This window comes from Bacillus sp. V3-13 (genome assembly GCF_002860165.1).
Taxonomy (GTDB): domain Bacteria; phylum Bacillota; class Bacilli; order Bacillales; family Cytobacillaceae; genus Bacillus_BJ.
The window spans coordinates 1-13,059 of record NZ_PGUZ01000034.1 but is presented as its reverse complement, the minus strand read 5'-3'; the positions used below and the strand labels follow the sequence as shown (position 1 = coordinate 13,059).

The following is a 13,059-nucleotide window of genomic DNA, read 5'->3' as shown; positions in this document are numbered from 1 at the left end:
GGTGGCCACCAATGCAACCGGGCAATTATGACGTTTCTTTTACAGTTTCCGGCCCGAGTTGCTCAACTTGCGTTTTTTCTGTAAAATTAGACGAAGTGTGTAGAAGGATTTTTAGCTACAGGCGAAACATAAAATGACATTGAGAAGAAAAGGGGAGATTGTTATGGCAAAAGTATATGTTTTTGATCACCCGCTCATTCAACATAAGCTTACATACATTCGTGACAAGGGAACAGGCACAAAGGAATTCCGTGAACTTGTCGATGAGGTCGCCACATTGATGGCGTTTGAAATCACCCGTGACCTGCCTTTGCAGGACATTGAAATTGAGACACCGGTCAATAGGACAACATCAAAAGTTTTATCCGGTAAAAAACTTGGCCTTATTCCGATCTTGCGGGCCGGAATTGGCATGGTCGACGGTATTTTAAAATTGATTCCCGCTGCCAAGGTTGGCCACATTGGCCTGTACCGCGACCCGGAAACATTAAAGCCGGTCGAATATTATGTGAAGCTTCCGAGTGATGTTGAGGAAAGAGATTTTATCGTCGTTGATCCGATGCTTGCAACGGGCGGATCTGCTATTGAAGCCATCAACTCCCTCAAAAAGCGCGGTGCGAAAAATATTAAATTCATGTGTTTAATCGCTGCTCCGGAAGGCGTTGAAGCAGTGAAAAAAGCGCATCCGGACGTCGATATCTATATTGCCGCCCTCGATGAAAAGCTTAACGACCATGGCTATATTGTCCCCGGCTTAGGCGACGCCGGCGACCGTTTGTTTGGAACGAAGTAATCTAAAGAGGTGTAAGTAATGAACCGTCCCATTAAAGTAATGACGATCTTCGGTACAAGGCCCGAAGCAATCAAAATGGCTCCCCTTGTTCTTGAACTGAAAAAGCGGCCCGGGCAGTTTGAATCGGTCGTCACCGTTACAGCCCAGCACCGGGAGATGCTTGATCAAGTTTTAAATATTTTCCAGATTAAACCGGACTATGACCTGAATATCATGAAAGACCGGCAAACCCTTATTGATGTAACAACAAGAGGTTTGGAAGGCCTTGATAAAGTGATGAAGGAAGTGAAGCCGGATATTGTCCTCGTTCACGGCGATACAACAACGACGTTTGTTGCCAGCCTTGCTGCGTTTTACAATCAAATTGTTGTCGGCCATGTTGAAGCCGGCCTGAGAACGTGGAATAAGTACTCGCCTTTTCCTGAAGAAATGAACCGCCAGCTGACAGGAGTGATGGCCGATCTTCATTTTGCTCCTACTGCTAAATCGGCCGAAAACCTGCTCGAAGAAAACAAGCAAGGCGAAAACATATTTGTGACGGGCAATACGGCAATCGATGCCCTGGCAACAACGGTGAAAGAGGAATATCATCATGAGGTTCTCGAAAAGCTTGGCAATGACCGCTTGATTCTTTTGACTGCCCATCGCCGCGAAAATCTTGGCGAACCGATGCGAAATATGTTCAGGGCGATCAAGCGGCTTGTCGAAGAGCAGGCAGATGTGCAGGTTGTCTATCCGGTCCATCTAAATCCTGCCGTCCGCGGAACTGCTGCCGAAATTCTTGGCAATGATCCGCGCATCCACTTAATCGAGCCTCTTGATGTTATTGATTTTCATAATTTCGCTTCAAGAGCCCATTTAATATTAACCGATTCAGGGGGAGTGCAGGAGGAAGCTCCATCTCTCGGTGTTCCGGTTCTCGTCTTGCGGGATACAACCGAGCGGCCGGAAGGAATCGAAGCTGGAACGCTTAAGCTGGCCGGCATTGAAGAAGAACCGATTTATCAGATGGCAACCGAGCTATTAACCGACCCTTCCTCCTATGAAAAAATGGCTAAAGCAATAAACCCGTATGGTGACGGACATGCTTCAGCCCGAATTTGTGACGCAATCCGCTACTATTTCAAGCAAACAACCGAGCGTCCTGCCGATTATAAACCCGAATAAACAAACAAAGGCTGGCCTGAACGATGGGGCCAGCCTAAAAATAAATACAAAAATCCTTCTGGGATTAGAAAGCTATTTTTTATCATTAAAATATTCTTCTGTTACTTGAAGTTGTTTCTTTAAAATTTCTTTCCACAAATGTCCTCTCACTTCTCCCGTACCTCTTGAAACTTTTGTCCTCTTTAAAGTGCCATCATCCATCTGTTTCATAAAATAAATATGATGACCCTTCTGTTTATACTCTTTCCAGCCGTCTCTGCGGCAGAAACGTTCTATTTCTCTTCAACTGGGCATCGGATCAGGGACTTAACTTCTTCGAAAGTATCTTGGACTAAAACATTCATAATATAAGGGAAGTGATCGTGTCTATTAGGAGCTTGAAAATAGGATTTAAAATTATCTTGATACTCATTCGCATAGTCGATTAATTCTTCTGTTAATAAATCAATTGCTTCTTCTTCTGTCTCGCCATTCTCTACTAAATCGAAGCCTTTAAGAGTCGCTGTAACAGAACCATCTTCTTCATGCAGCAGTTCGGCATCAAAAGTAAATGTGGCAAAAGCTGCTTTAAGATGTTCTGAACTAACTGCCACCCACTTATCACGATTTCGTTTAACAAAACGAGGACCTTCTCTAACGATATCATCGTTAAATTGGCTCCAGTGTCTTCGCACATCAGTGGCATTAAGTGTTCCCTGCATGAGCATCTCTCCTTTCACCTCCTATATTAACATATTATGCACATAGTGTACACAATGTACACTTTCTTAAACCCATTTTAGCTTTTTATACTGCAATTTCGTGGCAAAAGGTTGAGCGAAAATAGCGAATTAAAAATAGAGATTTTACCTTTAAACAGATGTCAGATTGCAACAATTAAAGCAAAAAGTCCAACCATTAATTATTTGAAACGAAACAGGACTCCAACAAGTATCATTCCCGACATCTATACCCTGCATAATTCGACCATCCCCGGAAAACTCTATTGAAAAAGGAGCGGGTCAATGATGGTCAGGAAAATGGCCTCGATAATCACTTTCATCTGGTTAATAGCCGCTGCGGCTGCCAGCCAGTCAAAAATACTCGAACATCCACCTATTCCAAAAGACGATCCGGGGCAAACAAACATAGCCATCGTCGTCCTCAAAGACACACAATCAAAACGCGATATCGAAGGATTGTTAGCGAAATTTCCAGACCTGGAGCTCCGCCATATTTTTAAACATACATTGAACGGGTTTTCCGTAAAAGGTGATGTCCATTCCTTTGAAAAGTTAGCGAAACAACAAGCCGTTTCGCTTGTTTCACCAGTCCAGGCGTACACGGTCAACACGGAAGAAAACATTAAAATGATTGGCGGTGAGGCAGTGCGGGGGCTTTTCGATGCGAAAAATGAACGGTTAACCGGGAAAGGAATTACCGTTGGCGTAATTGATACGGGACTGGATTACACTCACCCGGATTTGCGGAGAAATTATCGCGGCGGGAGCGATTTTATTGACGGGGATCATGATCCGATGGAATCGCAAGGCGGACCGCGTCAACGCACGCTGCACGGCACTCACGTTGCGGGGGTGATTGCTGCGAATGGCAGGTTTAAAGGAGTGGCCCCAGAGGCGGAGATCGTCGCCTACCGCGCGCTTGGCCCCGGCGGCGGAGGCACAACTGAGCAAATAATCGCCGCAATTGAGCAAGCAATCAAAGATCGTGTTGATATATTGAACCTGTCACTCGGAAACAATGTGAACGGACCGGACCTCCCCATCAGCCTCGCTTTAAATAAAGCCGTTGAAAATGGGATTACAGCTGTCACCTCTTCAGGCAACTCCGGACCCGGGATATGGACGGTCGGTTCCCCGGGTACAGCATCGAAAGCGATTTCGGTCGGGGCCTCCACTCCGCCGATGAAGATCCCTTATTTATTGCTTGAGGGATCAGCGAAGAAAATCAGGATGGAGCCGATGCAAGGAGCAGATGTTTGGAAGCTGGACCGTTCACTGCAAATGGTGTTTGCCGGTCTCGGCGAGGAAAAGGATCTAAAAAATGCGGCAGGAAAAATAGTACTCCTTGAAAGGGGAAAGCTGACATTTACCGAAAAAGCACGGAATGCCAAAAAGGCGGGTGCGGCCGCAGTGATTATTTATAACAATACAGACGGTCATTTCATTGGAAACCTCGAAGAAAACGTTTCAATTCCAGTCGTTTCTGTTTCGAAAAAAACAGGAATCCAGCTAAAAAAACATCTTGAGAAAAAAGAAATTTATTCACGGGCTATATTAATAGAAGAAAAAGATTTGCTTGCTGAATTCAGTTCAAGGGGACCTGTCACCGATTCATGGGAAATTAAACCGGATATCGTCGCGCCAGGGGTAGCGATCAACAGTACGGTTCCGGGAGGATATCTATCTTTGCAGGGAACAAGTATGGCGGCACCCCATGTCGCCGGAGTTTGCGCGCTCATCAAGCAGGCTCATCCAAACTGGACTCCAGAGCAGATTAAAGCTTCATTACTAAATACGGCAAAAAAACTTTATAACGAGAAAGGCGAAGCATACCGAACATATGAGCAGGGGGCAGGCAGGATTCAGGCGGTTGAAGCGATTAACAATGAAACGCTTGTGATGCCGGGAACAATCCAATTCGGTAAGTTTCAGCTTGCTGAACACTTGCATCGCCATAAGGCATCCTTAACCATTGAAAATACCGGTACAGATGTAAAGAAATATTCTTTTTCGGTTCCGAAAAAAACCCCCGGCATTCATTGGGAGATTCCGCTTTCCTTTGATCTGCTTCCGCATCAAAAGAAAAGAGTGGAGCTCGCCATGCGTGTCGAACCATCGCAATTAAAAGAAAAGATCCAGGATGGGGAACTTATTTTGCGGCAGGGTTCCAAACAAATCAGGATCCCGTATTTATATGTTCTGGAAGAACCAGCGTACCCGAGAATCATGGGCTTTGATTTTGTCATCGGGGATGACAGCCAGTCATACCGCTACGAAGTGTATTTGCCAGGCGGGGCCGAAGAATTCGGAATTGCCATCTTTGATCCTGATCATTATCGCTTTTTAGGATTTCTTGATTGGGAAAGGAACGTAAAAAAGGGCTTGATTCAAAAAGAAGTGAAAGCTGAGCAGCTCCCTGCTGACGGATTATATTTACTGAAAATTTTCGCCAAAAAAGCCGGCAGGGAAGATGTGATCGAGGCCTATATTCAAATTGGAAAAAAAGAATCGCGCAACCTAAGCAGAAATGATTGAAAAAATCAAGAATATTCCGAGGAAAAATTTCGAAAAATGTGTGAACATACCAGATTTTAGCCCTTTCATTTGTGAACTTTTTCACTCCAAATTAATTGACATTGACATAACCCTATTGTATGCTTACAAAGGGTATAAATGATAAGGTTTTCAACACGCTTGTGCAGTTTATTTTTCCACTTCTGCACACTCTAAAATTATTAAAATCGCCCCCGCCAAGTACCATTCTCTGAATGCGAGGATGCGTTGATATGAACCAGAACAACCGTCACCCTTTTAAAGCAATGGCATTAACATCCGCCATTCTATCTCAATTAGCCGGTTCGACATTGATTGGCATCTTCGGGGGAAGATGGCTCGATCGGATGTTTGGCACTGAACCGCTTTTTTTAATTATTGGATTGCTTTTGGGGTTGGCAGCAGGAATTTATGCGATGCTTCGCCTGGTCCGCCACTTCTTTTCAGGAGAATAAACAACCATGCCGGAAATAAATGAAATGTTTGCCAGACAGCGTAAATACATATTTTATTTAATGGCTGTCTATATTCTCGGCTGGGGATTTACTCCTTATCAATCTATTTTTCTTGGATTGGCTTTCGGTACAAGCTTGAGCCTTTACAATCTGTGGCTGATGGCAAGAAAGGTGCGGAAATTCGGGGATGCGGTTTCAGAAGGGAAAAAAGCGGTCTCGCTCGGTTCCTTTTCCCGGCTTGCATCTGCGGCATTTGCCGTAATCATAGCGCTGAGGTATCCCGAGCACTTCCACCTTATCAGTGTAGTTTTGGGATTAATGACATCTTATTTTGTCATGATCATAGATTTTTTTCTTTATTCTTATTATTTACGTAAAAAGCGGGAAAAGAGGTGAATACTGATGCATCATGAAGCTCCATTGCATGAATTTATGGGACTAACCTTCAACTTGGCAAATGTTTTAATGATTACTGTTGCAAGTTTGATTGTTTTTATCATCGCTGTACTTTCCACTCGTACTCTTGCCATGAAGCCTACTGGTATCCAAAACTTTATGGAATGGGTGATGGATTTTGTTAAAAACATCATTAATAGTACGATGGATTGGAAGACGGGCGGGCGGTTCCATATTCTAGGAATCACGTTGCTTATGTATATCTTTGTTTCAAATATGTTGGGTCTTCCATTCTCGGTCGTCATCGACGGCGAACTATGGTGGAAATCGCCAACTGCCGACCCGGTAGTAACACTGACCTTGGCGGTAATGGTAGTGGGCTTAACACATTATTATGGAATTAAGATGAAGGGTGCCAGGGAGTATGGCCGTGAATTTTTAAGGCCAATGCCTTTTTTATTCCCGTTAAAAATCATTGAGGAGTTTGCAAATACTCTTACGCTGGGCCTCCGTCTTTACGGAAACATTTTTGCGGGCGAAATTCTGCTCGGCTTATTGGCAGGAAGCCTTGCAACCGGGGTCGGCGGGCATTTAGCCGCTGTTATTCCAACGCTCGCGTGGCAAGGATTCTCGATTTTTGTCGGTGCGATCCAGGCATTTATTTTTACAATGTTAACAATGGTTTATATGTCTCACAAAGTGAGCCATGACCATTAATATATACCCTGTCCTTTTTATGGACAAAACGTTTAAAACAATTATTTATCGATACATTTAAAGGAGGAACATTAGAATGGGTCTTTTAGCAGCAGCAATTGCAATCGGTTTGGCAGCACTCGGTGCTGGTATTGGTAACGGTCTTATCGTATCTCGTACAGTAGAAGGTATCGCTCGTCAACCAGAAGCCCGCGGTATGCTTCAAACTACTATGTTTATCGGGGTTGCGTTAGTTGAGGCGATTCCTATCATCGCGGTTGTTATTGCGTTTATGGTAATCGGCGGATAATCATCCGTTAACAATAAAGTTCAAAATGGCGAAGATCATTCAATGAAGCCTTCGCCATTCCTTTATGTCCAAAGATTTCTGGAAAACAGATTTATATACAATCAGGCACTTGTTTTTTCTTAACTGAACGACTCTTGAAGGGAGTGAATCGAGGGTGTTAACAAGCAGTTTTGTATTGGGTGCGGCTGCTCATGGCGGTCTTAACCTCGGGGACGTTGTGTTCCAGTTATTGATGTTTATTATATTGTTGGCATTGCTCAAGAAATTTGCATGGGGTCCGCTGATGGGCATTATGCAGCAGCGTGAAGAGCATATTGCAAACGAAATTGAAGCGGCAGAACAAAGCCGTGCAGAATCAAACAAGCTGCTTGAAGAGCAGCGCAGCCTGTTGAAAGAAGCTCGTACAGATGCACAAGGGCTTATTGAAAATGCAAAAAAGCAGGGCGAAGTGCAGCGTGAAGAAATTATTTCACTGGCTCGTACAGAAGCTGAACGCATTAAAGAAGCAGCAAAGATTGAAATTGAGCAGCAAAAAGAAAAAGCTGTTGCAGCTATTCGCGAGCAAGTGGCTTCCTTATCTGTTTTAATTGCTTCCAAAGTAATTGAAAAAGAATTAAGCGCTGAAGACCAGGAAAAGCTCATTAACGAATACATTCAAGAGGCAGGAGAAGAGCGATGAGCAACTCAACTGTAGCAAAACGCTACGCGTTGGCGCTTTTCCAGCTTGCAAAAGAACAACAGCTTCTTGACCAAATGGAACAAGAGCTTCGTGTAGTCAAAGACGTTTTCAGCCATAACCAGGATTTAAATGCGGTTTTAAAATCTCCAAAACTTCCTGTTGAAAAGAAGAAAGAGATTATCAAAGAAACATTTTCTACTGCAAATACGTACGTTTTAAATACACTTATGCTATTGATTGACCGCCACCGCGAAGATCATGTTGCTGACGTGGCGAATTATTTTATCGGACTTGCCAATGACGAAAGAGGAATTGCCGAAGCAAAGGTGTATTCCGTCCGCCCTTTAACAGAGGAGGAACGGGAAGCGATCTCTTCTTCATTTGCGGCAAAAGTCGGAAAAAAATCATTGCAAATTGAAAATATTGTTGATTCCAACCTGCTTGGCGGCATCAAGCTTCGCATCGGAAACCGGATTTTCGATGGCAGCTTGAAAGGGAAGCTGGAGCGTTTGGAACGTCAATTGTTAGGCTAAGATTCGTAGATAGGGGTGAAATTCATGAGCATCAATGCTGAAGAAATCAGTGCGCTGATAAAAAAGCAAATCGAAAACTATCAGTCGGAAATTCATGTGAGTGATGTAGGTACAGTTATCCAAATTGGTGACGGTATCGCTCGTGCTCATGGCCTCGACAATGTCATGGCCGGAGAGCTTGTTGAATTTTCAAACGGCGTTATGGGTATGGCACAAAACCTTGAAGAAAATAACGTCGGTATTATTATTTTAGGACCATATACAGAAATCCGTGAGGGCGACGAGGTTCGCCGTACGGGCCGCATCATGGAGGTTCCGGTAGGCGAAGAGCTAATCGGCCGCGTCGTGAACCCGCTTGGGCAACCAGTTGATGGAATGGGACCGATTAATACAACAAAAACCCGCCCAATTGAGTCCAGAGCACCTGGTGTTATGGATCGTAAATCTGTTCATGAGCCGCTGCAAACCGGTATTAAGGCGATCGATGCCCTCGTGCCAATTGGCCGTGGCCAGCGTGAGTTGATTATCGGGGACCGCCAAACAGGTAAAACATCTGTTGCGATCGATACAATTTTGAACCAAAAAGACCAGGATATGATTTGTATTTATGTAGCAATCGGCCAAAAAGAATCAACCGTACGTAACGCTGTTGAAACTTTGCGCAAGCAAGGTGCCCTTGATTACACAATCGTTGTGACTGCTTCCGCATCACAGCCGGCTCCATTGTTATTCCTTGCTCCTTATGCAGGTGTATCAATGGCTGAAGAATTCATGTATAACGGCAAGCACGTCCTTGTTGTTTATGATGATTTAACAAAGCAAGCGGCAGCATACCGTGAGCTTTCATTGTTACTTCGCCGTCCTCCGGGCCGTGAAGCATACCCGGGAGATGTATTCTACTTGCACTCCCGCTTGCTTGAGCGCGCTGCAAAATTGAGCGATGCAAAAGGTGCCGGTTCAATCACAGCATTGCCATTTATTGAAACACAGGCAGGCGACGTTTCTGCTTATATTCCAACAAACGTAATTTCAATTACGGACGGACAAATCTTCCTTCAGTCAGACCTGTTCTTCTCAGGGGTACGCCCTGCGATCAATGCCGGTCTTTCGGTATCACGTGTAGGTGGATCAGCGCAAATCAAGGCAATGAAAAAGGTTGCCGGTACACTGCGCCTTGACCTCGCCTCTTACCGTGAACTGGAAGCATTTGCCCAGTTCGGTTCCGATCTTGATAAAGCAACACAAGCAAAATTAAATCGCGGTGCCCGCACAGTTGAGGTGTTAAAACAGGATATTAATAAGCCGTTAAAAGTTGAAAAGCAAGTAGCGATTCTATATGCTCTTACACGTGGCTTCTTGGACGATATTCCTGTTGAGGATATTCGTCGTTTCGAATCTGAATTCCATTCCTGGTTGGACCACAACCGCAAAGATTTGTTAGACCATATCGCAACAACAAAAGATCTTCCGGCTGATGACGATATGGCCGCTGCGATCAACGAATTCAAGAAGACATTCGCAGTATCCGAATAAGGAGAATGTTATAAAAGGTGAAAAAAGCTGCCAAGGCAATTTTCACCTCACTTTTGTAACAAACTCTTAAACGCTTAAGCTTCAAATGCTTTAGCCGGACATTCTTTGATAAAGGGTGGTGAGAACCTGTGGCATCATTACGCGATATAAAATCTCGGATTACTTCAACGAAGAAGACGAGCCAAATTACAAAAGCCATGCAAATGGTATCGGCGGCGAAAATGAGCCGTGCGGAAATGAATGCAAAGTCATTTGTTCCCTATATGGAAAAAATCCAGGAAGTTACCGCATCAATCGCGCTGGGAAGCAAGGATGCCTCGCATCCAATGCTGACATCCCGTCCGGTCAAAAAGACAGGATACATTGTGATTACGTCTGACCGCGGACTTGCCGGAGCTTATAACAGCAACATCATACGCCATGTATTCCAAACGATTCAAAATCGCCATCAATCCGCTGATGAATATGCGATCATTGCGATCGGCAGAGTCGGCCGTGACTTTTTTAAGAAGCGCGGCATGAATGTAATCCTCGATATTGTCGGGGTTGCAGACCAGCCTTCTTTTGCAGACATTAACGACATCACAAGCAAAACGGTCGGCATGTTTGCAGATGAAACATTTGATGAATTATATATGTATTACAGCCATTATGTCAGCGCGATTCAACAGGATGTAACGGAGAAGAAGCTTCTCCCGCTAACCGATATTTCCGCATCTGCAAAGCTTACATCCTATGAGTTTGAACCATCCGCTGAAGATATATTGGAAGTGCTGCTGCCCCAGTATGCTGAAAGCTTGATTTACGGTGCGCTTTTAGACAGCAAGGCAAGTGAGCATGCGGCAAGGATGACGGCGATGAGGAGTGCGACAGATAACGCCAATGAGCTTATTAGCTCACTCAGCCTTAGCTACAACCGTGCACGCCAGGCAGCAATCACGCAAGAAATTACCGAAATCGTCGGCGGTGCGGCGGCGTTGGAGTAGCCGCGCTTCACAGTTGGTACTTCCGGCGATCAATAATATAACAGAAACGTCTCAGCTTTAACATTGTCGATAGAGAACGATAGGAGGGAAATACATGAACAAAGGACGCGTTCTTCAAGTTATGGGTCCGGTTGTTGACGTCAAGTTCGAAAGCGGTCAGCTTCCAGAGATTTATAACGCTTTAAAAGTTGTCAATACAGCGCAAAGCGAATCCGAAGTTGACATCAACTTAACTCTTGAAGTAGCCCTTCACTTAGGTGATGATACAGTTCGTGCTATTGCCATGGCTTCTACTGATGGCTTAACACGCGGTGTAGAGGTATTGGATACTGGTGCGCCTATCTCTGTTCCTGTAGGGGACGTAACACTCGGACGTGTATTTAACGTATTGGGTGAAGCGATTGACCTTGACGGGGAACTTCCAACGGACATACGCCGTGATTCAATCCACAGGGAAGCACCTAAATTTGAACAGCTTTCTACAGAGGTTGAAATTCTTGAAACTGGAATTAAAGTAGTAGACCTTCTTGCCCCATATATTAAAGGGGGAAAAATTGGTCTATTCGGTGGAGCCGGTGTAGGCAAAACCGTTTTAATCCAGGAACTGATCAATAACATCGCGCAGGAGCACGGCGGTATTTCCGTATTCGCCGGTGTAGGTGAGCGTACACGTGAAGGTAACGACCTTTATCATGAGATGACTGATTCAGGCGTTATCAAGAAAACAGCGATGGTATTCGGCCAGATGAACGAACCGCCTGGTGCGCGTATGCGTGTTGCCTTAACAGGTTTAACAATGGCTGAGTATTTCCGTGATGACCAGGGACAGGACGTTCTGTTCTTCATGGACAACATCTTCCGTTTCACGCAAGCAGGCTCCGAGGTTTCCGCGCTACTTGGCCGCATGCCTTCCGCCGTTGGTTACCAGCCGACACTTGCAACCGAAATGGGTAAATTGCAGGAGCGTATCACATCTACGAACGTAGGGTCTGTTACGTCCATCCAGGCGATTTATGTGCCAGCCGATGACTATACGGATCCGGCTCCGGCGACAACTTTCGCCCACCTTGATGCAACGACAAACCTTGAGCGTAAGCTTTCTGAAATGGGTATCTACCCTGCGGTGGATCCACTTGCTTCAACTTCCCGTGCCTTAACACCAGAAACGGTCGGGGAAGAGCATTATTCAGTAGCCCGCCAAGTACAGCAAACATTACAGCGTTACAAAGAATTACAGGATATCATTGCGATCCTCGGTATGGATGAGCTTTCTGACGAAGATAAGCTAATCGTGCACCGTGCGCGCCGTATCCAGTTCTTCTTATCACAAAACTTCCACGTTGCTGAACAGTTTACTGGCCAGCCGGGTTCATACGTACCTGTAAAAGAAACGGTAAAAGGCTTCAAGGAAATCCTTGAAGGTAAATATGACCATCTTCCAGAAGATGCATTCCGTCTCGTCGGCAGAATCGAAGAGGTTGTTGAGAATGCAAAACAAATGGGCGTAGAGGTCTAATCACGGACCAGGAGGGTAAAAAATGAAGACGATTAAAGGCAGTGTTGTTACTCCCGATGGACCGGTGTATGAATCAGATGTGGAAATGGTAAGTACAAAGGCTCAAAGCGGCGAGCTCGGTATTCTGCCTGGCCACATTCCCATGGTTGCACCGTTGCAAATTGGCGCTGTTCGATTAAAGAACGGCGGCAAAACGGATTTCGTTGCAGTAAGCGGCGGTTTTCTCGAAGTGCGCCCTGACCAGGTAACGATTCTTGCCCAATCTGCTGAATCCTCTTCAGAGATTGACGTCGATCGTGCTCTAAGAGCGAAGGAACGCGCCGAAGAACGTCTGAATTCTCAAAAACGGGAAGAAATAGACTTCAAACGTGCGCAGCTTGCTCTCCAGCGTGCGATTAACCGTATATCGGTTGCGCAAAGAAAAATATAAAATATCATAAAGTGCCCCAAAAGGATTCTTTTTGGGGCACTTTTTTTGATTTTTCACCTGAAAATTGCTCTTTTCCTCGAAAATAGATGCCCTTCCACACTCCAATCTGCAGTTACGGAAACCCGAAAAAAATATTTAAGCGATAAATCGGGTCATTTAAGCGAAAGAAAACCTTGAATACTTAAGCGGAAACTTTGAGATTTACGAGCGGAACTTGAGATTTACGAGCGGAACTTGAGATTTACGAGCGGAACTCGAGATTTACGAGCGGAACTTGAGATTTACGAGCG

General features: G+C 44.9%; 15 protein-coding genes. 13 read left to right on the top strand and 2 right to left on the bottom strand.

Annotated elements, in window-relative coordinates; translation table 11 throughout:
• The first annotated feature begins 163 nt into the window (after window positions 1-163).
• Both upp and wecB read left to right on the top strand, forming a co-directional pair.
• Window positions 164-793, top strand: coding sequence for a uracil phosphoribosyltransferase (upp, locus tag CU633_RS13705; protein ID WP_101661161.1), 630 nt, complete (start codon window positions 164-166; stop codon window positions 791-793).
• An 18-nt stretch (window positions 794-811) separates the two neighbouring features.
• On the top strand, window positions 812-1,960 hold the full coding sequence (gene wecB, locus CU633_RS13700; RefSeq protein ID WP_101661160.1) for a non-hydrolyzing UDP-N-acetylglucosamine 2-epimerase: 1,149 nt from the start codon (window positions 812-814) through the stop codon (window positions 1,958-1,960).
• 72 nt (window positions 1,961-2,032) lie between these two features.
• On the opposite strand, the gene CU633_RS22890 is transcribed toward wecB, so the two are convergent.
• On the bottom strand, window positions 2,033-2,170 hold the full coding sequence (locus CU633_RS22890; RefSeq protein ID WP_180954969.1) for a hypothetical protein: 138 nt from the start codon (window positions 2,168-2,170) through the stop codon (window positions 2,033-2,035).
• A 62-nt stretch (window positions 2,171-2,232) separates the two neighbouring features.
• Window positions 2,233-2,661, bottom strand: a complete 429-nt coding sequence (locus CU633_RS13695) for a hypothetical protein (protein WP_219620957.1) — start codon at window positions 2,659-2,661, stop codon at window positions 2,233-2,235.
• 306 nt (window positions 2,662-2,967) lie between these two features.
• On the opposite strand from CU633_RS13695, the gene CU633_RS13690 reads away from it, so the two are divergent.
• The 11 genes from CU633_RS13690 to CU633_RS13640 all read left to right on the top strand — a co-directional run bounded on the left by CU633_RS13690 (window position 2,968) and on the right by CU633_RS13640 (window position 12,769).
• Entirely contained in the window at window positions 2,968-5,217 is a 2,250-nt protein-coding gene (locus CU633_RS13690; protein ID WP_101661189.1) for a S8 family serine peptidase, read from the top strand.
• 251 nt (window positions 5,218-5,468) lie between these two features.
• On the top strand, window positions 5,469-5,690 hold the full coding sequence (locus CU633_RS13685; protein WP_101661158.1) for an AtpZ/AtpI family protein: 222 nt from the start codon (window positions 5,469-5,471) through the stop codon (window positions 5,688-5,690).
• Between the two features lie 6 nt (window positions 5,691-5,696).
• The gene (locus tag CU633_RS13680) at window positions 5,697-6,086 is read left to right on the top strand and encodes an ATP synthase subunit I (RefSeq protein WP_101661157.1); all 390 of its coding nucleotides are present in this window, start codon (window positions 5,697-5,699) and stop codon (window positions 6,084-6,086) included.
• Between the two features lie 6 nt (window positions 6,087-6,092).
• The gene (gene atpB / locus CU633_RS13675; protein WP_101661156.1) at window positions 6,093-6,803 is read left to right on the top strand and encodes a F0F1 ATP synthase subunit A; all 711 of its coding nucleotides are present in this window, start codon (window positions 6,093-6,095) and stop codon (window positions 6,801-6,803) included.
• 76 nt (window positions 6,804-6,879) lie between these two features.
• Window positions 6,880-7,092 carry a F0F1 ATP synthase subunit C gene (gene atpE / locus CU633_RS13670; protein WP_023613579.1) on the top strand — a complete coding sequence of 71 codons (213 nt, stop codon included), beginning with the start codon at window positions 6,880-6,882 and terminating at the stop codon, window positions 7,090-7,092.
• A gap of 154 nt (window positions 7,093-7,246) precedes the next feature.
• Window positions 7,247-7,771: a F0F1 ATP synthase subunit B gene (locus CU633_RS13665; protein WP_101661155.1), complete on the top strand. Its 525-nt coding sequence runs from the start codon at window positions 7,247-7,249 to the stop codon at window positions 7,769-7,771.
• Complete coding sequence (locus tag CU633_RS13660; protein ID WP_101661154.1) at window positions 7,768-8,304, top strand: F0F1 ATP synthase subunit delta; 537 nt, start codon at window positions 7,768-7,770, stop codon at window positions 8,302-8,304. The genes CU633_RS13665 and CU633_RS13660 overlap by 4 nt, the downstream gene beginning before the upstream one ends.
• Window positions 8,305-8,328: 24 nt before the next feature.
• Complete coding sequence (atpA, locus tag CU633_RS13655) at window positions 8,329-9,837, top strand: F0F1 ATP synthase subunit alpha (protein WP_101661153.1); 1,509 nt, start codon at window positions 8,329-8,331, stop codon at window positions 9,835-9,837.
• 128 nt (window positions 9,838-9,965) lie between these two features.
• Window positions 9,966-10,823, top strand: a complete 858-nt coding sequence (locus CU633_RS13650; RefSeq protein WP_101661152.1) for a F0F1 ATP synthase subunit gamma — start codon at window positions 9,966-9,968, stop codon at window positions 10,821-10,823.
• A gap of 94 nt (window positions 10,824-10,917) precedes the next feature.
• Window positions 10,918-12,339, top strand: a complete 1,422-nt coding sequence (gene atpD, locus CU633_RS13645; protein WP_101661151.1) for a F0F1 ATP synthase subunit beta — start codon at window positions 10,918-10,920, stop codon at window positions 12,337-12,339.
• Between the two features lie 22 nt (window positions 12,340-12,361).
• A complete protein-coding gene (locus CU633_RS13640; RefSeq protein ID WP_101661150.1) occupies window positions 12,362-12,769 on the top strand; it encodes a F0F1 ATP synthase subunit epsilon in 408 nt (135 codons plus the stop codon).
• Window positions 12,770-13,059: the final 290 nt, after the last annotated feature.